Source organism: Pseudoflavitalea rhizosphaerae (genome assembly GCF_003991355.1).
Classification (GTDB): Bacteria; Bacteroidota; Bacteroidia; order Chitinophagales; family Chitinophagaceae; genus Pseudobacter; species Pseudobacter rhizosphaerae.
In genome coordinates, this window is sequence record NZ_RCSU01000002.1 from 56,375 (window position 1) to 79,819 (window position 23,445).

Consider the following 23,445-nt stretch of genomic DNA (forward strand, 5'->3'; position numbering starts at 1 on the left):
CTGAATCATGCAGAAAATTTTCAATTACCTGATAATTGCTCTTCTGCTGGTGACCACGGCCAGCTCCTGCAAAAAATGGCTGGATGTAACGCCGGGTAACCAGGTGAGAGCTGAAGACCAGTTCACTTCCGAAGCAGGCTTCAGAGATGCCCTGATGGGGATTTACATCTCAATGACCGATAAAGGAGCCTATGCTAAGAACATCAGTTGGGGGGCGCTCGACTTCCTTGCCCAACCCTACAGGAGGGCAGGAAGTACTTCCGGATTTTTTGAAATGCAGGTGTACCAGTACAATACACCCGGGGCTATGGAAATAGTGGAAGCTATGTGGAAAGGCAATTACAATAGTATCTCCAATATCAACAGTGCGCTGGATAACCTGGAAAAAAAGAAAGGAGTGGTTCACCCTATCAGCTATTCTATCATCAAAGGGGAGCTGCTTGGTCTTCGAGCCTTTTTGCACTTCGATCTCCTGCGCCTCTATGGCAGAAGTAATTTTGCAGGCAGGCCGGAACTGGCGGGAAAACCGGCAATCCCTTATGTAACCAGTTTTTCCAAAGAAGTTACCCCACAGCTCAGCTATGCCAAAACTTTTGAGCTGATGGAAAAAGATATCAACGAAGCGGCGGCATTGCTGAAAGAAGATCCCATTTACAAGAATAATAATCACCCCGAAAGCTATTATGCAGAAGTGAATCGTACCGGTTTCTTCGATAACCGCCACCTCCGGATGAATTATTATGCAGTGAAGGCCCTGCAGGCCAGGGTGTTGCTCTGGCAGGGAAGTGCGGCAAAAATGGCCGAAGCGGCTACTGCAGCAAATGAAGTGATAACCGGTTCTGCAGCCAGGCTTATCTCTGCCGACAATCCCGTGAAAGATGTGATCATGAAATCTGAATTTGTGTTTGCGCTGAACATAGACAGGTTCTATGATATCATCAATTTTTCCTTGCAGCCCATTCTTACCGATGATGGGGTATATATGTTCGAAACCAATTATCATACTGTTTATGAATTGAACAATACAGTTGGACTGTCTGATTTCCGCCAATTGAACTGGTTTACCGATATGGGCACAGCAGACAAGACCTGGGTACTGAGGAAACTGTATCAGAATGCAGGCAATACAGAAACCAGGAATATGCTGCCATTAATGCGGATTTCCGAAATGTATTACATCATGGCGGAAGCACGAATGAGCACTGATCTGGCTGAGTCCATCGAGCTGCTCAATACTGTTAGAAGAAGCAGGGGGATTGTGCAGGATATCCCTTCAAATGCAGATGCACAGACAGTTTCCGGTGAACTTACGAAAGAGTACCAGAAAGATTTTGTTCAGGAAGGACAACTGTTTTTCTATTACAAAAGGAGAGGTTTTACCAGCTTTTTCGGACTACCCGCAAATACTACTGCAAATGATTTGATTTACATGCTTCCTTATCCTGACAGTGAACAAGGATCAGGCAATCGTGAACAATAACCAACACAACTTCAATCTTTTTGTATGACCAGATATTTTATCATCACATTGTTGCTGGGCATAACAGCAGCAAGCTGTACAAAAAAGGACATAACAGCCTTCCAATCAAAGGATGCTGTGAATTTTGTAGATACGATCGGCGTTGCTTATGAATATTCTTTTCTCGGTAATCCAGATCAGGAATACCTGTTTGAAATGCCGGTAAGGATCGTGGGGAACCCCGTTGATCACGACCGCAGCTTCAGCGCGGTGGCTGTAAAAGATACGGCAACCGACGCACCTGATGAATTGTATGAGATCCTTGGCGGCTACGTGAAGGCAGGCCAGTTCCGCGGCAACCTGCAAATAAAACTCCGCTATGCGCCGCAACTGGCCAACTCAAAGGTTTCGTTGAGAGTGAAACTGACCGGATCCACTGATTTCAATACAGGAACAATCGAGAACAGCACTTATATCATTCGTTGGACGGGTCAGGTGGTAGTTCCATCCTGGAGTATTTTCCGTTACTACTTCACCACGGCCGCCAGTACACAGGCATACAAGCTCATTGTGCAGACCACCGGCCTCAAAACACTCACAACACAGGAACACAGGGTGCTTACTGTGCCTGCCGCACAGGCTCTCGCAACCGTCTTTGGTGATTATGTGAAACAATGGAACCTGGACCACCCCAACGATATTCTGAAACATGACGACGGCTCACTTGCCGGCCAGCCAATCATTCCTCTTTATTATTCCCGCTCTAAATACGATTAAGGATGAAAAGATATTCAAGCATCACCATACTGCTGCTACTGGCCATCACGGTAGTTTATGCAGCCTGCAGGAAGGATACCAGTTCACTGGACAATAACAAGATACCTGGAGTATCTTTCGATACTACCGGACAAAGCACCCTCAGTGTTTACCAATTTGAAAGACTGGTAGTGGAACCAAAAATCAACACTGAAGGAATAGAGGAGAAAGACCTGACTTATTCCTGGCGAATTACCCAGGTTTACAACGACACAACTACCACCGAACTCGGAAATCAGCGTAACCTCGATGCAGAGATCCGATTTCCACCCACTAACCCCGGAAGCGAACTCAGGCTGCTCTATGTGGTCACTGATACCAAACATGACCTGAAGTATATCATGAACTGGCGCCTCACGGTCAGGAACAATATAGGGATGGGACTTGTAGTGGCTGAACTGGACGCAAATGGAAAAGCTGACCTGACCCATATCATGAACCCCGACCTCACACTGGACTACAACGACGAAAGCGTAAAACACAATGTTTTTTCTTCCATCAATGGAAGCAGGATAGAAGGGGAAATAAAAAAGATGAAATATGTAAAAGTGTCTGACGGCAATGCAATCATTGCACTCACGGATAACAGTCTCACCAAAATAAGTACATTGGATTATAAACAATCGGGCTTCAATGGTGACCTGTTTTTTGCTCCCACCACCATCAACAATGTTCAGGGAATTTATTCCGTTTATCAGAATGATGTATTAGTAGTGAACGGTCAATTATTCCCAACCTGGATGGCGATCAGCAAAAAATGGGGTATACCGCTGGATAACAATGTAGAGATGCCGGATGTAATGGCCCTGAATCCATTCAATTCATCTGCCACCACCAATCCTTACTATCCAGCATTTGTGATCAACCTGTACAATGAAGAAGAAGGCTGGTTCAATTATATTGGCTCACTGAACTCGTTCGCCGATAGAAATCCATACCGTCATCCGGAACAGGCCGGACAGGCATTCAATCCGAATGACCTTCCCGGAAAGAAGAACCTTGCTGCAGGTGTAACAGTAGACAAAGGATTTATCCATGTACTGAAAGACAAATCAACCAATGCAGTAGGGGTCTACTTATTCAATGCAGGCGTCAATGAAGCATCTACGCTTACACCACCGCTGGCAACATCTTATTTCGACATCAGCAATGCACCAGGTATACAACAGGCAACGCTTTTCACGATGCTGGATGATCAGCGCCTGTTCTATTACGCCAGCGGCAATAAGATCTATGCTGTGATGTATGGTGGCGCCACACCCATTGTTGAGGAAAGATACACAGCCCCTGGAACTGAGCAGATCACTGCCATGGATGTTTTCAGACAAGCTGACTATCCTTATTCAGCCAGCTATCTTCCTGCCAATAACAAATTATTGATGGTGGGTACACATGCATCAGAAGGAAAATTGTATTTTTTCCCTATGAAGAATATCGGTTTGGGCACACTCGATGTAGCCAATGCCAAAAGCTATGGCGGATTCAAAAAAATCACCGCCTTCGCTACGCAGCTTTAGTCAGTTCCATTTATTGAAACATAAAAGTTTAATGATAAGTACCGGGGTGCTTCCCGGTACTTCCATCCGGAAGCCATTGGCCTCTAAATTGATTGATGAACCATGAATATCAGACACCTTCTATTACCCTGCTGCCTCTTCCTGACCAGCGCCATCTCTGTGCAGGCTCAAAGCAGAAAAGAAAAAGCCCGCATTCAGAAAGAAAAAGAGACCCGGGAAAAAGCTGTAAAAGACAGCATCGCAAAACTTACGCCCTACCAGCGTTTGCTAGCCAATCCTCAAAAGGTTGCCAAGGGCCTCATGAATCTCTATTCCATTAAATCCAAACTCTACCTGGAAGTACCAATGGCCCTGATGGGAAAGCAACTCCTCCTGGCCAGCACCATTTCCGGGATCAGCGACAACTTTGACGGCATCGTTGGTTCCAAACCAACGCCCATCCAGGTGCAGTTCTCTCTCCAGGACTCGTCCCTTTTATTGAGAAAAACGGAAGTGAACACCATAGCGCCGGCACAAGACCACAATATCCGGCAGGCGCTTGACCGCAACAGCATTGCCGCTATCATCAAAATATTTCCGGTACAGGCTTTCAACGCAGATAAAAGCACTGCTGTGATCGATGTTACAGATTATTTCATAGGTGATACCAAAGACCTTTCACCCTTCAATATTTTCAGTATCTATGGTGCATACGGATACAAGAGCACACAAACATTCAAGCGTGACCGCTCATACCTGGCCGATATCAAATCATTCAGCGATAATGTGATGATCAAGAGCTCCCTGTCTTACGAAACATCTCTCAGCGATGGTAAACGGACAGTGGCGAAAGACAGGCCCTTCACGGCTGTGGTGACGCGCACTTTCCTGCTGTTGCCAGATATGCCTGCAAGGCCAAGGATAGCCGATGAACGCATCGGGATCTTCACCACCAGGAAAAAGTTCATTAGCGATGCCGGCAACAAAGTGGATGATTGCTACTTTGCCAACAGGTTCAGGCTCGAGCCCAAAGAACCAGCGGCGTACGCAAACGGCCAACTAACCGAACCAGTGAAACCTATCATCTTTTATATCGATCCGGATTTTCCTGCTTCCTGGAAACCCGCAATCAAAGCAGCAGTAACTGACTGGCAGGCCACTTTCGAGAAAATAGGATTTAAAAATGCCATATTAGCCTGGGATTATCCTGTTAACGACAGTACTTTCGATCCGGATAATCTCAAATTCAATTGCATCCGGTATTCACCTACACCCGTCGCTAATGCCATGGGGCCTTCCTGGGTGGATCCCCGTTCCGGTGAGATCATCAATGCTTCCGTGTATGTTTTCCATGATGTAGTGAAACTACTCAATAACTGGATATTTGTACAAACTGCCGCAGCAGACAAAAATGTTCGTCAGGTCACACTTCCTGATAATTATAGAAATGATGGCCTGCAGTATGTACTGCGTCATGAGATCGGGCATTGCCTGGGCTTCATGCATAATATGGGCGCATCGGCAAGCATCCCGGTAGACTCACTGCGTTCCCCTTCCTTTACGCAACAATACGGCACTACGTATTCTATCATGGATTATGCCCGGTTCAATTATGTAGCACAGCCCGGTGATAAAGAACGTGGCGTACAGCTCACCCCACCGAAATTCGGTATCTATGATTATTATTTGGTGGATTTCAACTACCGGTATTTCAGTAATAGTGTTTCCCCGGAAAAAGAACGGGCTGACCTCGAAAAACTGGTGTCTGAGAAAGTAGCGGACCCACGTTACCGTTATGGTGCGCAGGGAATGGATATTGATCCCCGTTCACAAACGGAAGATCTTGGTGACGATGCTGTAAAAGCATCTTTGTACGGCATCAATAACCTTAAGCTCATCATGAAAGAGCTCAACATTTGGGTGGGAGCGCAGGATAAGGACTATACGTACAGGAAAGCCATCTGGAACAATGTACTCTCTCAATATATCCGCTATGTAAATCATGTGCTCAAAAATATCGGTGGCATTTGCGTGAATGAAAAACATGTTGGCGATCCCATGCCTTTGTTCCAATCCGTACCACGCGCCAAACAACAACAGGCACTCAACTTCCTGCTGAATGAATTGAAAGAGCTCGACTGGCTGGAAGACCGGAAGGTATTGGAAAACTTCACGCTTACCGGAACGCCCACCACCGTATTGCGTGCGCAGATCATGGAAGCATTATTGTTTACACCCATTTCAGTGAATCTTTCCGCCATCCGCTCCACCGAAAAAAATCCGCTTACTTCAAAAGAAGTGATGAAGCAATTGTACCAGTATACCTGGAACAAAACACAGCAAAACAAAACCCTGAGCAATGCCGAGAAAGAGATCCAGAAAGCATTTGTAAAGTCGATGCTGAAAGAATCCAAACTGGTGGCCCCTGTTAAAGCGACAACTACCGGATTCTCCGGTGAAGCAAAAGAACGCATCTCCATTCAACTTCCCGGTTTACCTGGGGCGCATACTTTGGGGTGTGATCATACACCGGCATTGCAACATCCCCGCAATGTTCAGGAATTCGCCGGTGCCTTCGGCGGCTTTACCGTGAATTTCAACAGGGCTCCTTCTTTGGAAAGCCAATATTACATGCAGTTGGTACAATGTAAAAAGTTGCTCAATATTGCCGCAGTCAAAACTGCTGATCAGGAAACCCGGATGCATTACCGCTTGCTTTTACACCAGATAGAAAAAGCCCTTAAATAACAATACCCATGATGAGTTTCAGCAAGAGCATATTATTGGCACTGGGTCTTGTTTGCCCGGGTTCCATCGTGCTGGCGCAACAGGCGCCCGCAGTTGCAAAAAAAGAGAATAAATATTCCAGTCTTTTTAAAAATAAAACTGTAAAAACTGTCAGGGGAATGATTACCCTGCACAAGGTAGATGGCAAACTCCTTATGGAGTTTCCGGTGAAGCTGCTCGGAAGACATATGTTGCTCGGTTCGGTAGCTGATGCCGTGAGCCATTCCGATGATGCGGCAGCAGGGGAGCAGGCGCATGACCCATTGTGCATCAATTTTGTGCAGGCAGACTCCAATATCCTTGTACGAAGATCCGTTTTCAATGTTTCTACATCCGCATCGGACCTGACTATGCAGACCGCGCTGAACAAGAACAACCTCAACCCCGTAATGGGCTCGTACAAAATCCTGGCGCTTTCGCCAGACACGCAATCCGTAGTATTCGATGCTACCTCTCTATTTGTCAATGGCAGCAATGAAATGGACCCTTTCATGCCGGTGGGAGGACTGTATACAAGAAAGGCTGCTTTCAAGTCTGACCTTTCCATGCTGGCGGATGTGATGGCATATGAAGACAATGTAACTGTAAGTTGCTATATGACTTATGGTATCACCAGTACCTTTTTCGGCTTCGTAACAGCAGAAGACAGGCCAGGTACAGTACTGGTGAAGCGCTCCATGATGCTGCTACCGGAAACACCTATGCGCCCCAGGCTCAATGACCCTCGCATTGGCGTATTCTATACGGAGCATATGCAGTACACATCCGCAGATAATGGCGCCAGAAAGATCTATTTAGCCAATCGCTGGAGATTGGAGCCAAAAGATGAAACTGCTTTCAACAGGGGTGAACTTACCGAGCCGGTAACCCCCGTTCTTTTTTATGTGGATGATAAATTCCCTGCCCATTGGATTCCCGCAATTCGTCAGGGTGTGGATGACTGGAATAAAGCATTCGAGAAGATCGGCTTCAAAAATGCAGTTGTAACGAAGATGTATCCACGAAACGATTCCGCTTTCGACCCCAACAATATCAGGTTCAATTGCATCAAATATGCGCCAACCGCAACCCAGAATGCCATGGGGCCAAGCTGGGTTGATCCGCGCAGCGGCGAAATCCTGAATGCATCCGTTTACGTGTACCAGGGTATTGCGGAAGTGTTGCAAGACTGGATGTTCATCCAGATGGCTGCAGTGGACAAGCGTGTTCGCCGTATGAACCTGCCACAGGAGATTGTTCAGCAGGGAATGCGCTATGTGATCGCTCACGAAATTGGTCACACTCTTGGTCTTATGCACAACATGGGCGCATCGGCAGCATTTCCGGTAGACTCATTGAGATCACCTTCTTTCACGCAGAAATACGGCACTACGCCTTCCATCATGGACTATGCCCGTTTCAATTTTGTGGCGCAGCCGGGCGACTTCGAGCGAGGTGTTAGAATGTCCCCGCCCGATCTTGGTGTATATGATTATTATGCCATTAAATGGCTCTATACGCCATTGCCTGATGCTGCTACCGCCGAAGCAGAGGTGCCCACACTGGAAAAATGGATCAGCGAAAAGATCACCGATCCTATGTACCGCTACAGCAAACAACAGGTATACGGCATCCTGGACCCCAATGCACAAACGGAAGACCTCGGTGATGACCAGGTGAAAGCTACCCGGTACGCCATGCAAAACCTTCAGTACATCATGAAGAATCTTAACGGTTGGGTGGAGAAAGAAGACAAAGATTTTGCCTTCCGTAAAAAAACGAATTTCGCTATCATCAATATACATTTCTATTGGTACCTGATGCATGTGATCAATAATATCGGCGGCATCTACCAGTATGAGAAATACGAGGGCGATCCATTCCCTGCCTGGAAGGCTGTTCCCCGTGAAGTTCAACGTGAGTCCATTCACTTTATCCTGGAAACCCTGGAGAACCTTCAATGGATGAACAACCCGGAGCTTGAGCAACATATCGGCGGCATGAATGGGAACGCCGGAGAATATATGCGCACCGTGCTCTTCCCCTACGTGATGCGTTGGGTAGCCAATATCGGCCTGAGCGAAGCGAAGGGCGGGAGTGAAGCCTATACGAGGGCTGAATGCGTGAAGGATGTGTTCGATTATGTGTGGTCTGATGTGCTGGCGGGAAAGAAAGCAAGCGCGGAAAAACTGGATCTGCAAACAGCCCTGGTACAATTGCTGATCTCCCATTCAAAAGTAAAAGACGCTCCGGGCGGAAACACCACCGCTTTCGGTGATGACGATGCTGCAATCAAAGAAATGGCCAGGCTGGAAATGATGGCCGCTTCCTTCAGCCCGCTGCATGGCTCCTCTCCAATGGGAATGCCTGGAAATGTAAGCGGCTTTGAATTCATGCCCCGGGTAAAATTCATGGCTACCGATATCAGCCATATTTATTATCAATGGTTGCTACAGTGCAGAGAAATCCTGCAAAGGGTTGTAAATGCACAAACCGGCGATAATAAATTGCAATATGAATATTTACTGTTAATCATCAACAAAGCATTGAAAACCTCCTAATGAGATCCCCGGGAAGAGCAAGCTTTACACAGCCTGCTCTTTTTTTAATAACTTGCGCCCAATGAGAACCTTCGAAGATTCATACAGGCACAAGGGATTACGCAAACAACTGGTGGAATTATTGCGGACAAAAGGAATTACGGATGAACGCGTGCTGGCGGCGATCAACAATATCCCCCGGCACTATTTTCTGGACTCGGCATTTGATAAGGTAGCGTATGAAGACAGGGCTTTTCCTATAGAAGCGGACCAAACCATTTCACAACCCTACACGGTAGCGTACCAGACACAGCTCCTGGACCTTCGCTCATTTGAAAAAGTACTGGAGATCGGCACCGGCAGCGGTTACCAGAGCATGGTGCTGGCAGAGATGCAGGTGCAGGTATTCACCATCGAAAGGCAAAAGAAACTGTTTGAAGTGCACAAGAAATTTGAACTGCGGAAAAGATATCCCGGTATCAAATATTTTTATGGCGATGGCTATGAAGGACTGCCAACTTATGGCCCTTTCGATAAAGTGATCGTTACGGCAGCGGCGCCATACATTCCCCCGAAACTGATAGAACAACTAAAGCCCGGCGGAAAGATGGTGATCCCGGTAGGTGCGGGCGATATCCAGCAAATGAAGCGACTGACCAAAAAATCTGATGGCAGCGTAACAGAGGAATTATTCGAGAACTTTTCTTTTGTTCCCATGCTGGACGGAAAGAACGGATAACCGATATTCAATTATACATGCAATACAGACTGGTGATTATCGGCACAGGCAATGTTGCCACAGCATTGAGCCTCTTGTTTGCAGAGGAAGGATATACCATTTTACAGGTTTATGGCCGTGATGCAGCAAAAGCCGCCGCATTGGCCAGTCGCTGCAATGCAGCACCGGTCAATGATCTGGCTTTACTGAGTAAAGAGGCAGACCTGTACATTATTGCCGTTTCTGATAATGCAGTACCTGCTATTGCCGGTTCATTACAGCTGGGTGATAAGCTCCTGGTGCATACTGCAGGTTCTGTATCGCGGGAAGTACTGAAGCACAGCAGTAAGCATTATGGTGTGCTGTATCCGCTGCAAAGTCTGCGCGCTGAACTTGATCATATAACGGACATTCCTTTCCTGGTGGATGCCAATACGCCGGAGCAAACAGCTTTCCTGAAAGATATTGCCATGACGGTTTCCATGCAGGTGCAAACGGCAACAGATGAACAGCGTTTACACCTGCACGTTGCAGCAGTGGTGGTAAGTAATTTTACCAATCACCTGTATGCACTGGCGGAAGCTTATTGTAAAAAAGAGAAAGTGGATTTCAGGATATTATTGCCACTGATCATCGAGGTGGCCAATCGCATTCAGCATGCGTCTCCGCATGAAGTGCAGACGGGGCCTGCGGTCCGAAATGATCAAAGTACTATTGGAAAACACCTGGAATTATTGCAGGGCTTTCCTGAACTGCAGCAATTGTACGCAGTATTCAGTTCCAGCATAGAAAAAATGTACAAAAAATAATTTCGCAGTCGCCAGTCGCTCGCCTCTGGCGAGTGACCTGTATTTGTTCGCCTCCGGCGAACACCGCGTCGCCGGAGGCGACTAAATAGAAGTCACTCGCCAGAGGCGAGCGACTGGGCACACGCTGAGTGTTATTTCTTCTTCGCTGATTTTACGGGAACGTTTTTCTTTTTTGCAGGGGTAGATTTTTCTTTCACTGCTTTGCCGGGTTTGGTAAAGCCTACATCCTTTTTTAGTCCACCGGTTTGAATTTTGGAAGGTTTGACCGGTTTATTCTTTGTAGCTTTTTTCTGAATTTCAGCTTTTTTCTTTCCGGCTTTTTTCCTGATTTTGGTAGCGCTGCTGACAGGCCCGGCAGGGTAGGGTTGCAGGTACCTGGTGAGGATGATATTCATATGATGATCCAGGTGGCCGGCAGCAACAAAGGCAAGTGTAGCTACGCTTACATGGCTGTTATTGGCAATGCCTGCATGGAGGAGTTGCTCTTCATCCAGGGTGGAAAAAAACCTTTCATTGGCATTACGCAGCAGGAAAAATTCTTCTACCAGGTCTTTCCATTTTCTAGCATTGGCTTTTGAATTGTCTGCCCAGGCATTCTCATCGAATCCCGGAAGCGCGTTAGGGTCCTTTCGTGCGATATGCAAAGCGCGGAAAGCAAAAACCCTTTCGGCATCTATGATATGCTGGAGCATTTCCTTGAGTGTCCATTTGCCGGGAGCGTAAGCATAATCTGCTTTCTTATTCGGAATGCTTTTGATCAGTTTGCGGAAGGCCTTGGTATTGCTGGAAACAGCTACTACAGGATCTTTTTCCCGGATACGGGTCACATAGGCTGCCATCGATGGAGGAACAGACAGGTTTTTCTTTTTGATCATGCGCTTTTTTTTTAAAGCTACGGAATTAAATTATCCATTGGTCAGCAGCAGGCAGGGTTTGGGATGGTGAGCGGATAACCGGGCGATAGCAGCTACCTGGTTGTTGTGGTGCAGGTGCCAATTGTTCAACACGGAGCCAAACGCATGAGCGCTGTAGCAAACCGGCTTCGTCATATCATTGAACCCGATAAAACCGATCCCCCAACCACTCCGGATCATGAACAGGGCCTTGTTGTGAGCCGGATGCAACTGTCCGAGCGGTTGAATGGTATTGATAGCAGGTTCCACCATCCAGCCATCTACCGGTCCGCGTAGTATAGCCGTTCGAATACGCAATTCCCCATTGATCAGGTTAAAAAAACGAAGGGCTGTTCCATCATTCACCAGCAATGCTTTGGTATTGGCATCGAAAAAATGATCTGCTATAAAATGATGACTGCTTTGAAAAGCATATCCCCCGATAATGATGCCATTGGGATAGGTGGAAAGATGATGAATCTTTCCATTGGTAAATCTGAAAACACCTGTCTTCTCTGCATTGGCCATCAACAGCTCGATGGTTCCCTCACCGTTGAGGTCGGCAATCAGCTTGATATGATCTTTGCCTGGTGCAGTATCTAGTATCCAGGTGCCAATTGTGCTGCCATTCGGTACTATACACCTGTGCTGCCTGTTCTTCAGGGAAAGTATGGCCAGTCCGTTGGGCCCCATCATCACCACATCGGTGCCGGATTGCTGTTGAAAAACGCCTGTACTTGCGAAATGCTGGGTAGTGGTATCCACCATCCAGTTGCCGATCAAACTGCCATTGGGAAATTGTGCCACCGACAGGATAATGCCATCCTGAAGGGCCAGCAATGCAAAGCCGGCATTGTTGGAGACGAGTATTTCTGTTTTCAATTGTCCCGTAAAATTGGCTATGCCGATGATCTTGTCTCCCGCTTCAACAGTAAAGCTGCCGGTTCCACTACCGTACGCCAGACTTGCCAGCAAGGTGAAACTGCCATTCATCCATTTAACGATGGCCAATCCTTCAGAACCGCGCAAGAGGATCTCATCGATCCCATCGCCATCCATATCTCCGGTACCTGCAATGGACTGATGGCTGTTGCTGAATGTAAAACTTTCGATCATGGAATGGTCGGGAAGAATGGCGGCAGGTGTGAGGGCAGGTTGCAATGAACAAATGCCCAGTCCGTTCCTGTTCCTGAGCCTCAGCGTCCAGTCTCCTGTTATTCCCCACCAGTATGCTTTTTTCCGGCTTACATTTTTGGTGGAGAGGGCCATATTATTGCTTTCCCGTTCAAAGAAGCTACGCCAGCAATCACCGAAGGTGGTGGTAACACTTTGCCTGAATGTATCTGCGAAATACTCCGGTTTGTCGTTGAAATATTTGGCGCGGCTTAACATCGCCACGCAGTTGGTAAAGAAAAGGATGCTTTCTGCATTGTGCCAATGGCCATAGGCATGTTCAGTATACCGGTGTGTGAACACTTCAGCTACGCTGTTCACATTACAACCACCATGAATGAGGAGGCTGGCGCCTGCATTTTCGAATTGTTTGTACTGCCACATGGGTCTGTACAGGAACATATCGGCTGCACTGTCTTTGGTTTTGAAATCGGGCGTATACTTTCCGTTCTCGAATGTCCACCGGAATGGTTTGCCACCGACCGCGGCTTCCAGTTGTTGATGGGTATAGCCTCCCGCGTTGAACCAAGAGCAACGGTTGAATGAATGTGAAAGAATATATTTCAATACAGCCGGAGCTTTGAGGAATTCGGTGTATTGCAGGAGGCTGGCATTGTACACTTTCACTGGTTCCTGAAAATCGGTGGCTGCATTGCTAATGACAGGAAGATAATAGTCGGGGTCGAAATCCGGCGATCCGGAAATGATGGCTGTTCTCCAGGGATGGCCTGCAAATGCGCCCATCCGGAAACTATGGTTCCTTTGGAAATAGGAGATCAGCAGGTCTTTTTCAAGATCAGGACTATGATGTGTAAAGAGACGGTCTTCCTGCAAGCCTTGAAAGAGAGGCGTATGACTGAGAACAGTAGCAGGATTTCCTTCAGGATCGAGGAAGCCGCCGCCATCGGTTCCTTTCATCGAGGGGTTGGGATTCACGGCGGCATGCCATGCATTAATGCGGGATACGGCCAGTTCTGGTCTGGCCATGATGTTTTTTCCGAATGAATCCGGCGCACCGGTTTCTTTATTGTTTTCTGCCTGGAATAAAAATATCCGGAGATGATCCGCGGTTTTTTCCATTTGATACCGCGCATCATCCAGGAAGAAAACATCTCTGAAAGGCCCGCCCTGTTTTAATACGAACGAGGTGGAAGTAAATTCACAGGTGAGTACATCTTCGCCCCTGAACCATTCTATGCCGCTGGTTTGCTCATCGGGCCGGGCGGCAATATCTTCTGTAGTAAATGTTTCGTTCCGGTAGATAGCCTCCCAGTTACCCTGCATGTCTCCCAGCACCAGGTCTGCACGTTCGCACATGATGCCTGCTTGCAGGGCCAGTTCGCGGGGATGAACAAAGCCCGGGGCCCAGGTGATCCTTCGCACAATGGCTGCATCAGGGAATTGTCCGATCAGCACCAGTCCTTTCAATGGAGGGTATTCCCGGTAAACGGCCTGTACAAATCTGCGGAGCGCCAGCAATATCAAACCATCTTTTTGTTCGGGGCCTTCATACAAGCTGGCAGTAATGAACCTGGCATCGAATCCTGCTGCTGCAAGGTCTTTCCGGTATTGTTGCAGGCATTCACGGAAGGCGTTATCCTTTGCTGAACCTGTAGTATTATTCATCAATCTCCATTCTAGGAACAGTAGCACGAGCGGCCTGTTGTGCCGTACGGGGATAAGATCTTCTTCAAAGGAAAGTTCCAGTTTGTTAATCTCAGGAATACCATTTCCTGTGATGCTGTAATTGGTGAATTGCGCTGTCAGTGATGCAAGTTTATTTTCCATGGGTAAAAATTGCATCAAAAATAGAGTGGGAGCTTTCAATGGAAAACCTCCGGTCAGCAGGGTCTGTACCCAACAATAAGAAAGGGCACCCCACCTGTAGATGGAGCACCCTTCCGGTATGAAATATTTATTTGAAAGAATTAACCTTTCTTATTCTTCAAGGTAGGCTTCACTGAGGATTTTTTCTTCTTAGGAACTTTACCACCCTGCAGGGTTGAAGCGATCTTAGCTGCTTCGTACACATTGATCACGCCACCGGTTACGGCCAGTTCGCTCATGGGGACCATTTCGTCTGTACCTGGTTTTCTTACCTGCTCTGTTGGGACCTGCGCTGATTTTTCGATGCAATATTTGATCTGCTGCGGGCTGAGTTTAGGGAAATAAGATTTCAGGAAAGCAGCTGTACCGGCCACTACAGGAGAAGCCATACTTGTGCCCTGAGCATCACCGTAAGTGTTGCCGCCGGGGATAGTGGAGTAGATCTTCACGCCGGGTGCAAATACGTCCACTTCTTTTTTACCATAGTTGGAGAAAGAAGCAGTGAGACCACCGGCAGCTTCGTCGCCGCTGGCGCCAACAGTGATCCAGTTGTCGGCTTTACCCTGGCCGCTCTTGTAAACCGGGCTGGGGAAATTATCCTTCACATCCACATTCTTGGCATCGTTACCGGCTGCATGTACCAGCAGCACACCTTTGCTGGCGGCATATTGAACGGCTTCATCAACCCATTTCTTCTGGGGAGAATAGTCCTTACCGAAGCTCATGTTGATGATCTGAGCGCCGTTGTCTACCGCGTAGCGGATCGCGAGGGCGATATCTTTATCATGCTCATCGCCATCAGGAACTGCGCGAACGGCCATGATGCGTACATTATCTGCAACGCCATCCATTCCTATGTTGTTGTTGCGAACAGCACCGATGATGCCGGCCACATGCGTCCCGTGGAAAGGTGTGTTGGCCATTACATCGGGGTTGCCGTAGAATTTGTCGTTGATATCATCTTCATTGTCGCCAACAATGGCAGCGCGGTAGTTTTCCGGAGCTTTATCTTTTGCTTCGGCTTTCTTGGATTCCATGTTTACGTATTCACCGAATCCTTCAATGAATTCCTTGTTGGTGGTTTCCATCATTTTGTTGGCGCGGAAGAGATAGAGGAAACCTGCTTTGGCATTTTTCTCAGCCTGTGAAACGGCAGTGAAAGTGTCCAGGTCATTGCCGGTATAAACATCTTTCTTCATGGCAGTGCGGATCACGCTATCGCTTTTCTCAGCATTTTTGAGAGCAGTTTTGAGCATAAACAGGTCTGCGCCGCTACCGCCATCGCTGTCGATCTTGGCTTTTGCCCTGGCCCACATTTCGTAGGTTGCGGTATCATCACCGGTGAGGGTGGAGGGATCTACGTTCTCGAATTTGCTTTTGTATTTGTGGTAAACGCGGGCGCCTTCATAGCTGTCTTGTTTCAGATTGCGACCGTCTTTTCCGCCGATGAAGTTCCATCCATGCACATCATCCACATAACCGTTCTTGTCATCATCGATGCCGTTCCCGGGGATCTCTTTTGGGTTTACCCAGAGAACAGATTTCAGGTCTTCATGAAGGGTATCGATACCGGAGTCGATCACTGCTACAACTACGGTTTTGCCTTTGATGCTTTTTGATTTTACGAATTCATAGGCTTTATCGAGGCTGATACCACTATAGCCGTCTTTTGCTTTGTCGAGCAGATGCCAGCCCTTGGGTACGGAACCTTGTTTAGTTCCTTCCTGTTGTTGTGCCATGGCAAGCATACCAGTGATCACGAGGGCTGAAGTTAGCCCCATAGTCTTTCCCAATTTCATCATTTGTAATTGTTTTATTAGCTATGCAAACAGATGGAAATTAGCACGGATCCGTTTGCACGAAGGGACAAATATCCCTATTTTTTGCTCTAGTTTAACGTTATTTTTCAACAGGCAGAGAGCCTGAATGTGTCTAAAATTATGCAATTCAGCTTCACCCTGGCTTCAAACTACATGAATGGCAATATGATCGCACAGAAATGCCACTGTTTCAATTTGTTCCATGCGGAGGGTGTATGCGGAGTGCACCAAGGGTTGCCTGTTTATTGGGGAAGAATGGGGGAGGGAGTGTGGTCGGGGTGCTGCGGGAGTGTGGTAGGGGGGCTGTTGGAGTGTGGTAGGGGGGCTGAGGGAATGTAGTCGGGGGCTGGCAGTCGCTCGCCTCTGGCGAGTGACCTGTATTTGTGCGCCTCCGGCGAACACCGCGTCGCCGGAGGCGACTAAACAAAAGTCACTCGCCAGAGGCGAGCGACTGCCAGCCCCTGAATTAATGCTAAAAGGGCTGACCTTGTTACGGGTCAGCCCTGGGTTTAGTTATGTTGGTGAAAAAGGGGAAAACAACTATCGGGATGCGGCGCTGGCCTTCCAGCTGGCAGAGGGGCGGATATATCCCCAGTCGCTCGCCAGCCTGAGTTCCACACGACGGTTCTTTGCTCTTCCTGCTTCCGTTTTATTATCGGCTATCGGTTTGGTCTGACCGAAGCCGCTGGCATCGAGGCGGAACTGGTTGATCCCTTTTTGTATCAGGTAAACCTTCACTGCATTCGCGCGTTTGGCGCTCAGGTTAAGGTTCCTTTGTGCATTACCGGTATTATCTGTATGACCATCAATGGCCATTACCAGGTGCGGATTCTTATCCATGAGTTCCACGAGCTGGTCGAGTGCTTTTTTACTGGAGGCGCTGAGGGTTTCGCTGCCATTATCGAAGTAGATCTGCTTGGCCACATAGTTCACTTTATCGATCAGTTCCTTCTGTAATTCAGGACAACCCTTGTTTGATCTGGGGCCTCTGACTGTTGGGCATTTATCTTCTTTATCAGGAATACCATCGCCATCAGTATCGAGCAGCGGACAACCATTGTTCTCTTTACTGCCGGCGAGGGTTGGACATTTATCTTCTTCATCGTTCACACCATCACGATCGCTATCCGGGATTGGGCAACCTCTGTATTTCTGGGTGCCGGCAACATCCGGACACCTGTCTTCCTCATCAGGAATACCATCACCATCACGATCGGGCGGGGGACAGCCGCCGTATTTCCTGAGACCGGCAATATCCGGGCACTGGTCTACTTTATCGGCTACGCCATCGCCATCGCGGTCAGGACAACCGCCTGCGGCAAGAGTGCCAGGTTCGGTAGGACAGGCATCGTCTTTATCGATGATGCCATCATTGTCTTTATCCTTTGGTTTGCCTTCGAAGATCGGGGCTTTACCGAGCCAAATGCCAAGTGTGGCGCCCATAACCTGGTTATTGAATTTACCATCGTAGGGGGCTGTATAAAAATTGTTGAGGCCCTGGCTGAAGAAGCCGGACACGAATACCTTGCCAAATTCCAGGCCGGCCCTGGCATTTACGCCATAATCGATTGTTTTCACTTTCCAGGTCTCATTGCCGGATTCGATAGGCTGTTCGTTCGTTTTCAGTTTAACGATATCATCCTGCTCAACAATGCGGGTCTCTGTTCTTTGTTTCCCTGTATAGAAGAAACCGATATAAGGTCCCGCACTAAGGAAGAAGCTGGTCTTTTTACCTAACGGTAACTTATAAGTGAGATTCACCGGGATGTCGATGTAATTGGGAGAGAACTGCTGCTTGTATGAGAGGCTGTCTGTTTGCACAGACGCGGTATCATACGTTCGGGAGAATTTTCTTCCCTTGGTCATATAAAAGATACCGGGCTGAATATGCCAGCGCTTGTTTTCGCTGATGGGGAATTCAGCCAGTACACCAAGGTGGAATCCGCTTCGTCCGGAATAGCCTGGTTTGGTGAAGTCAGTCCAGCCCGGGAGATTATTACTCTCCAGGATCCTGGATTGGTGGGGGCCTCCTGCTAAGGCCAGGCGGAGCTGGCCGAAACATACAGAAGCAAGCACAGTAAAACACAACAGTGTAAACAGTTTTTTCATCTGTAAAATTTTGTCTTGTATAAGGTCAGGATCGACAGAAAACTTCCAGACTAATAAACTGTTGGCATGTTTATGTTTGGCATGCGCTTTGCCTTACAGGGCAGGGGTTAGTTATTATAGTTTGGCCGTTTCAAACCGATATAGGATTTCCAATGCAGTCTAACGCTTTGGAGGCCAATCTTATTTTATGAGGGGAAAGGAAAAAAGAAGAAACTGAGATATATCAAAAAAGAGAACCGGGATACAGTCCGTGGCGCATAATAACGATAAAAAGCGTATATCGATTGTGCGTTAGGGTTTGTATCCCGGTATATTTATTTAGATGTCAAATTTAATACCCTGTGCCAATGGCAATTGCGTAGAATAATTGATGGTATTGGTTTGTCTGCGCATATAGGCTTTCCAGGCATCGCTTCCGCTCTCACGTCCACCGCCTGTTTCTTTTTCGCCTCCGAAAGCGCCTCCGATCTCTGCTCCCGATGTTCCTATATTCACGTTGGCGATTCCACAATCACTTCCTGCGGCAGAAAGGAATTGTTCTGCTTCGCGAAGATTGAGGGTCATGATACTGGAGCTCAATCCCTGGGGCACGCCATTCTGAATAGCGATGGCCTCTTCTATGGTTGAATATTTTAATAAGTAAAGGATGGGAGCGAAGGTCTCATGCTGCACGATGGCATATTGCGGTTGCGCCTCGGCGATAGCCGGTTTCACATAACAGCCGCTTTCAAATCCTGCCCCTTCCAGCACACCACCTTCCACGATGAAGCTGCCGCCTTCTTTCTTACAGGCTTCAATAGCCGAAAGATACATTTTCACGGCATCCTTATCTATCAACGGTCCTACATGGTTCTTCTCATTCAGGGGATCGCCAATCACCAGTTGCTTGTAAGCTGCCACCAGTTTAGACTTCACGGCATCATACACAGATTCGTGAACAATCAGCCTCCGGGTGGTAGTGCAACGTTGTCCTGCTGTTCCCACGGCGCCGAATACAGCTCCACGGATAGCGATATCCAGGTCGGCATCTTTGGAAATGATGATCGCATTATTACCACCCAGTTCCAGCAGCGCCCTGCCGAGCCTCGCGCCCAATGCAGCGCCCACAGCCTTGCCCATTCGGGTAGATCCCGTTGCAGAAACGAGAGGGATACGGGTATCGTTACTCATCCATTCGCCTACTTCACGACCGCCTACTACCAGTCCGCATACGCCTTCAGGAACATTGTTCTTTGCAAATACTTCTGCAATGATATGCTGACAGGCAATAGCGCAGAGCGGTGTTTTCTCGGAAGGCTTCCAGATACAAACATCGCCGCAAACCCAGGCCAGCATCGTGTTCCAGCTCCATACAGCCACAGGGAAATTGAAAGCGGAGATGATGCCTACCAGTCCAAGTGGATGGTATTGTTCATACATCCTGTGACCAGGGCGTTCGCTGTGCATGGTGAATCCATGCAACTGACGGCTAAGTCCAACCGCAAAATCACATATGTCGATCATTTCCTGCACTTCGCCATAACCTTCCTGCAGGCTCTTACCCATTTCATAGGAAACGAGCTTGCCCAGCGGCTCCTTGTAAGCGCGGAGCGCTTCGCCGATCTGACGGACCACTTCACCGCGCCTGGGAGCCGGCCAGTTGCGCCATTCCAGGAAAGCAGACTGCGCTTTCGTGATCACATCTTCATAATTCTTTTTGTCGGCAGCCAGCACAGAACCGATCAGTTTGCCGTCAACCGGTGAAAAAGAATCGATTGTTGAGCCGTTGGCTTTGAGCCAGTTTTGTCCGGTTGCTGCTCCGGAATTTTCAGCTTTTATCTTGAGTGAGGAGAGGAAATCCATCATGAGGAATGCATTTAAGAGGGCGAATTTACGATAAATCTTTGGGGTGGTTGTTCTGGGTTGATTGATGGATGTTAAGTGAGGGTAATCATTGTTTATTGCTGGCGGCCCGTGGGGATATGTGAAGGGTGGCTGACGAAACGAACCGGCGCTTTTGTGGCTTTGATGGGCTTTCTGTTGGTTTGATGGGACTGGAGTACAGAGCCGGGCTTTTTCGCTTACGTTTCGTAGGCCCACCTTCACATATCCCGCACGGGCCCTGGCACTTGGAGAGTTCATCATTTTTTGATCACCCGGCAATGCATCCTTCACAATGGATTTTGGGGAGGGGTACTCTGTGCAACAGCGGAAGTAAGCAGGTGCAATTGAAATTTTTTTCAAAGAAACCAGGTACCTGAAGAAAGTTTTTTCGTTTTATTGAAGATCCGATGTTCTTCAGAAATTCCAATCTCGAGGTTTCATGGAATGATCAAGCGAAAGCTACCAATTGCCTTCCAGGATTTGACTTTTTCAGTACTCGCTCTTTACTGCTTCCTCAAAACTTACAGCGTGAACTGATCTCATGAATATGCCAAAGGTGGATTTTTCTTATTAACAAATTATATAAAAAGTATTTAATGGAAATCAGGCTTTTTAGCGATATTAATGTCAATGATCCTTTCTTCGATTCACTAAAGAACGATTATAAGGAATTCATGAAATGGTTCAATAAAAAAGCAGACTCAACTGCCTATGTTGGTTATGATGAAGAAGGTAATATTCAGGGCTTCTTATACCTGAAAGTAGAAGAAGGCGGCATAACTGATGTTAAACCGGATTTACCTGTCAGCAGATGGCTAAAAGTAGGAACATTCAAAGTGAATCCACATGGTACCAGATTAGGAGAAAGGTTTGTAAAAAAAATCCTGGATCATGCAACCATTGAGAATGTCGACAATGTATATGTAACGGTATTCCCCAAACATGAATCATTGGTTCGTTTACTCAAAAAATATGGCTTTAATAAAGCGGCTGAAAAAGAGACACCCAATGGGATTGAAGATGTATTAGTAAAAAACATGAGGATATTCAGGAATAATTTCCTGTTCGACTATCCCTTAATCAATACTCAGGAAAACAAGAAATACCTTCTTTCCATTCATCCAAAGTTTCATACTCAGTTATTTCCAGACTCCAAATTGTTCAATGAAACCTACGACCTGATAAAGGATGTCTCGCATACTAATAGTATTCACAAGGTCTATATCTGTTATATGGAAGGGGTAAAGGCTCTTCGGCCAGGCGATCTACTGATCGTTTACAGAACAAGTGATGGACAGGGAAGCGCCTGGTATAGAAGTGTGGCTACCTCTATATGTACAGTTGAAGAAATAAAGTCCCGGAATAGCTTCGCCGGTATCGAAGAGTATATTACCTACTGTCAAACACACAGCGTATTTGGCCGGGATGAACTGATTAGTTGGTATAATGAGAAAAAACCTTTGTTAATAATAAAAATGACCTATAACATTGCATTAACTAAAAGGTTAAACAGGAAGACATTAATTCAAGACATTCAATTGAACAGTGATTACTGGGGATTCTTCAGGATCAATGATCAACAACTTGCTCAAATACTAGAAAAAGGCCAGGTAAATGAAAGTATTATTATCAATTAAGCCTGAATATGTTCAAAAAATATTCAACGGCGAAAAGAAGTTCGAATACCGTAAATCAATCTTTACAAATAAGGCAATAAAAAGCGTTGTGGTTTATTGCACCATGCCTGTAGGAAGAATTGTTGGTGAATTCTCTATTGAAGAAATATTACTTGACAGTCCGGAGGTTATTTGGAAAGAAACAAAAGAGAATGCTGGTGTTCAGAAAGATTTCTTTATGCAATATTTTTACGGAAGACAAACAGCCTATGCGATCAAGATAGGCACTACTCGTCTTTATAAAAAACCAATTGATCCCAAAAAGCGCGACAGATCCTTCGTCCCTCCCCAATCATTTCGTTATATAATCTGACCTGACTCGCCGAAACTATGCGCAGTCACAGATGTGAAGGTTAGCTCCTTTGTTTTTTTCAACAGCATTTTTACAAGACTGTAATCAAATGCAAAATCGCAACCTGATCTGCTGCACTCTCAGGGAAATGAGGCAAAGGTGGTTGGGTCAGACCGGCCTTCGCAACGTAAGCGAAAAAGCCTGGCTCTGCACTACAGCTCCATCAAACCAACCACGGCCCATCCAACCCACAAAAGCGTTGGTTCGTTTCACAGCCGTCCTGACCCAACCCCTTTGCCGGAAAAGGAATTAATACTGCTCCTGATCGTTCGGGAAATCATTTGATTTTACATCGCGGATATAATGCTGCACCGCCCCCGTGATTTGTTCGTTGAGGTTGAGGTACTGGCGTAAAAATCTTGGTTTGAATTCTGTATTGATGCCGAGCATATCGTGCATCACCAGCACCTGGCCATCGCAATATTTTCCGGCGCCGATGCCGATGGTGGGAATGATGAGGCTTTCAGATACTTCTTTGGCCAGCTGCGCAGGGATCTTTTCCAGTACCATTGCGAATGCGCCTGCCTCTTCCAGCAATTTGGCGTCGTTACGGAGTTTGTTGGCTTCGGCTTCTTCGCGTGCGCGTACGGTATAGGTGCCGAATTTGTAAATGGATTGTGGCGTGAGGCCGAGATGTCCCATTACAGGGATACCGGCAGCTACGATCCGTTTTACGGATTCCAGGATCTCTTCGCCGCCTTCGAGTTTCACGGCATGGGCGCCGGTCTCTTTCATGATGCGGACGGCAGAGATGAGGGCTTCCTTGGAATTGCCCTGGTAGCAACCGAATGGCAGGTCTACCACTACCAGCGCGCGTGATACACCGCGGATCACGGAAGAAGCGTGATAGATCATCTGGTCCAGCGTAATAGGTAGCGTAGTTTCATGACCAGCCATAACGTTGGAAGCAGAGTCGCCCACAAGGATCACGTCGATTCCTGCGGCATCAAAGGTTTTGGCGAAAGAGAAATCGTAGGCGGTGAGCATGGAGATCTTCTCGCCCTGTGATTTCATTTTCTGGAGCGTGTTGGTAGTGATACGCTTGATTTCTTTACTGATTGACATAACTGGAGTTTTTAGCGCTGAGCGGGAGGGAATATGGCTCTGCATTAGAATAAAACACATTCA

15 protein-coding genes are annotated in these 23,445 nt (G+C 47.2%); 9 read left to right on the forward strand and 6 right to left on the reverse strand.

All coding sequences use genetic code 11. The features are described from left to right. Positions 1–7: 7 nt before the first annotated feature. The 7 genes from D9Y29_RS03065 (at position 8) to D9Y29_RS03095 (ending at position 10,604) form a co-directional block, all read left to right on the forward strand. Positions 8–1,480: a RagB/SusD family nutrient uptake outer membrane protein gene (locus D9Y29_RS03065; RefSeq protein WP_127124987.1), complete on the forward strand. Its 1,473-nt coding sequence runs from the start codon at positions 8–10 to the stop codon at positions 1,478–1,480. Positions 1,481–1,504: 24 nt separating this feature from the next. After that, a complete protein-coding gene (locus D9Y29_RS03070) occupies positions 1,505–2,236 on the forward strand; it encodes a DUF4843 domain-containing protein (protein ID WP_127124988.1) in 732 nt (243 codons plus the stop codon). A 2-nt stretch (positions 2,237–2,238) separates the two neighbouring features. Beyond that, the gene (locus tag D9Y29_RS03075; protein ID WP_127124989.1) at positions 2,239–3,792 is read left to right on the forward strand and encodes a PKD-like family lipoprotein; all 1,554 of its coding nucleotides are present in this window, start codon (positions 2,239–2,241) and stop codon (positions 3,790–3,792) included. A 102-nt stretch (positions 3,793–3,894) separates the two neighbouring features. Further along, entirely contained in the window at positions 3,895–6,519 is a 2,625-nt protein-coding gene (locus tag D9Y29_RS03080; RefSeq protein ID WP_127124990.1) for a zinc-dependent metalloprotease, read from the forward strand. An 8-nt stretch (positions 6,520–6,527) separates the two neighbouring features. Further along, positions 6,528–9,098 carry a zinc-dependent metalloprotease gene (locus tag D9Y29_RS03085; RefSeq protein WP_127124991.1) on the forward strand — a complete coding sequence of 857 codons (2,571 nt, stop codon included), beginning with the start codon at positions 6,528–6,530 and terminating at the stop codon, positions 9,096–9,098. 61 nt (positions 9,099–9,159) lie between these two features. Beyond that, on the forward strand, positions 9,160–9,816 hold the full coding sequence (locus tag D9Y29_RS03090) for a protein-L-isoaspartate(D-aspartate) O-methyltransferase (RefSeq protein ID WP_127124992.1): 657 nt from the start codon (positions 9,160–9,162) through the stop codon (positions 9,814–9,816). 17 nt (positions 9,817–9,833) lie between these two features. Then, the gene (locus D9Y29_RS03095; protein ID WP_127124993.1) at positions 9,834–10,604 is read left to right on the forward strand and encodes a Rossmann-like and DUF2520 domain-containing protein; all 771 of its coding nucleotides are present in this window, start codon (positions 9,834–9,836) and stop codon (positions 10,602–10,604) included. 131 nt (positions 10,605–10,735) lie between these two features. Here the strand turns inward: D9Y29_RS03095 and D9Y29_RS03100 are convergent, their stop codons facing one another. The 5 genes from D9Y29_RS03100 to amaB form a co-directional block, all read right to left on the reverse strand. After that, complete coding sequence (locus D9Y29_RS03100) at positions 10,736–11,479, reverse strand: DinB family protein (RefSeq protein WP_127124994.1); 744 nt, start codon at positions 11,477–11,479, stop codon at positions 10,736–10,738. Between the two features lie 30 nt (positions 11,480–11,509). Next, on the reverse strand, positions 11,510–14,458 hold the full coding sequence (locus tag D9Y29_RS03105; protein WP_127124995.1) for an FG-GAP repeat domain-containing protein: 2,949 nt from the start codon (positions 14,456–14,458) through the stop codon (positions 11,510–11,512). 140 nt (positions 14,459–14,598) lie between these two features. Then, positions 14,599–16,299: a S8 family peptidase gene (locus D9Y29_RS03110; RefSeq protein WP_127124996.1), complete on the reverse strand. Its 1,701-nt coding sequence runs from the start codon at positions 16,297–16,299 to the stop codon at positions 14,599–14,601. A gap of 558 nt (positions 16,300–16,857) precedes the next feature. Next, a complete protein-coding gene (locus D9Y29_RS03115; RefSeq protein WP_127124997.1) occupies positions 16,858–18,426 on the reverse strand; it encodes an OmpA family protein in 1,569 nt (522 codons plus the stop codon). A 318-nt stretch (positions 18,427–18,744) separates the two neighbouring features. Then, positions 18,745–20,271, reverse strand: coding sequence for an L-piperidine-6-carboxylate dehydrogenase (amaB, locus tag D9Y29_RS03120; protein WP_241237839.1), 1,527 nt, complete (start codon positions 20,269–20,271; stop codon positions 18,745–18,747). A 614-nt stretch (positions 20,272–20,885) separates the two neighbouring features. Here amaB and D9Y29_RS03125 point away from each other — a divergent pair. Continuing rightward, complete coding sequence (locus D9Y29_RS03125; protein ID WP_127124998.1) at positions 20,886–21,926, forward strand: N-acetyltransferase; 1,041 nt, start codon at positions 20,886–20,888, stop codon at positions 21,924–21,926. After that, positions 21,904–22,278 (forward strand): ASCH domain-containing protein, encoded by a 375-nt coding sequence (locus D9Y29_RS03130; RefSeq protein ID WP_127124999.1) that lies wholly within the window; start codon positions 21,904–21,906, stop codon positions 22,276–22,278. The genes D9Y29_RS03125 and D9Y29_RS03130 overlap by 23 nt, the downstream gene beginning before the upstream one ends. 288 nt (positions 22,279–22,566) lie before the next feature. On the opposite strand, the gene panB is transcribed toward D9Y29_RS03130, so the two are convergent. After that, a complete protein-coding gene (gene panB, locus D9Y29_RS03135; RefSeq protein ID WP_127125000.1) occupies positions 22,567–23,382 on the reverse strand; it encodes a 3-methyl-2-oxobutanoate hydroxymethyltransferase in 816 nt (271 codons plus the stop codon). Positions 23,383–23,445: the final 63 nt, after the last annotated feature.

Excerpts from the sequence above, each read along its gene's own strand:
- D9Y29_RS03085 (WP_127124991.1), top strand. The coding sequence starts at position 6,528 with ATGATGAGTTTCAGCAAGAGCATATTATTGGCACTGGGTCTTGTTTGC.
- D9Y29_RS03100 (WP_127124994.1), bottom strand. The coding sequence starts at position 11,479 with ATGATCAAAAAGAAAAACCTGTCTGTTCCTCCATCGATGGCAGCCTAT.
- D9Y29_RS03130 (WP_127124999.1), top strand. The coding sequence starts at position 21,904 with ATGAAAGTATTATTATCAATTAAGCCTGAATATGTTCAAAAAATATTC.
- D9Y29_RS03080 (WP_127124990.1), top strand. The coding sequence starts at position 3,895 with ATGAATATCAGACACCTTCTATTACCCTGCTGCCTCTTCCTGACCAGC.
- D9Y29_RS03095 (WP_127124993.1), top strand. The coding sequence starts at position 9,834 with ATGCAATACAGACTGGTGATTATCGGCACAGGCAATGTTGCCACAGCA.
- D9Y29_RS03065 (WP_127124987.1), top strand. The coding sequence starts at position 8 with ATGCAGAAAATTTTCAATTACCTGATAATTGCTCTTCTGCTGGTGACC.
- D9Y29_RS03075 (WP_127124989.1), top strand. The coding sequence starts at position 2,239 with ATGAAAAGATATTCAAGCATCACCATACTGCTGCTACTGGCCATCACG.
- D9Y29_RS03125 (WP_127124998.1), top strand. The coding sequence starts at position 20,886 with ATGGAAATCAGGCTTTTTAGCGATATTAATGTCAATGATCCTTTCTTC.
- D9Y29_RS03115 (WP_127124997.1), bottom strand. The coding sequence starts at position 18,426 with ATGAAAAAACTGTTTACACTGTTGTGTTTTACTGTGCTTGCTTCTGTA.
- D9Y29_RS03110 (WP_127124996.1), bottom strand. The coding sequence starts at position 16,299 with ATGATGAAATTGGGAAAGACTATGGGGCTAACTTCAGCCCTCGTGATC.
- D9Y29_RS03105 (WP_127124995.1), bottom strand. The coding sequence starts at position 14,458 with ATGGAAAATAAACTTGCATCACTGACAGCGCAATTCACCAATTACAGC.
- panB (WP_127125000.1), bottom strand. The coding sequence starts at position 23,382 with ATGTCAATCAGTAAAGAAATCAAGCGTATCACTACCAACACGCTCCAG.
- amaB (WP_241237839.1), bottom strand. The coding sequence starts at position 20,271 with ATGATGGATTTCCTCTCCTCACTCAAGATAAAAGCTGAAAATTCCGGA.
- D9Y29_RS03070 (WP_127124988.1), top strand. The coding sequence starts at position 1,505 with ATGACCAGATATTTTATCATCACATTGTTGCTGGGCATAACAGCAGCA.
- D9Y29_RS03090 (WP_127124992.1), top strand. The coding sequence starts at position 9,160 with ATGAGAACCTTCGAAGATTCATACAGGCACAAGGGATTACGCAAACAA.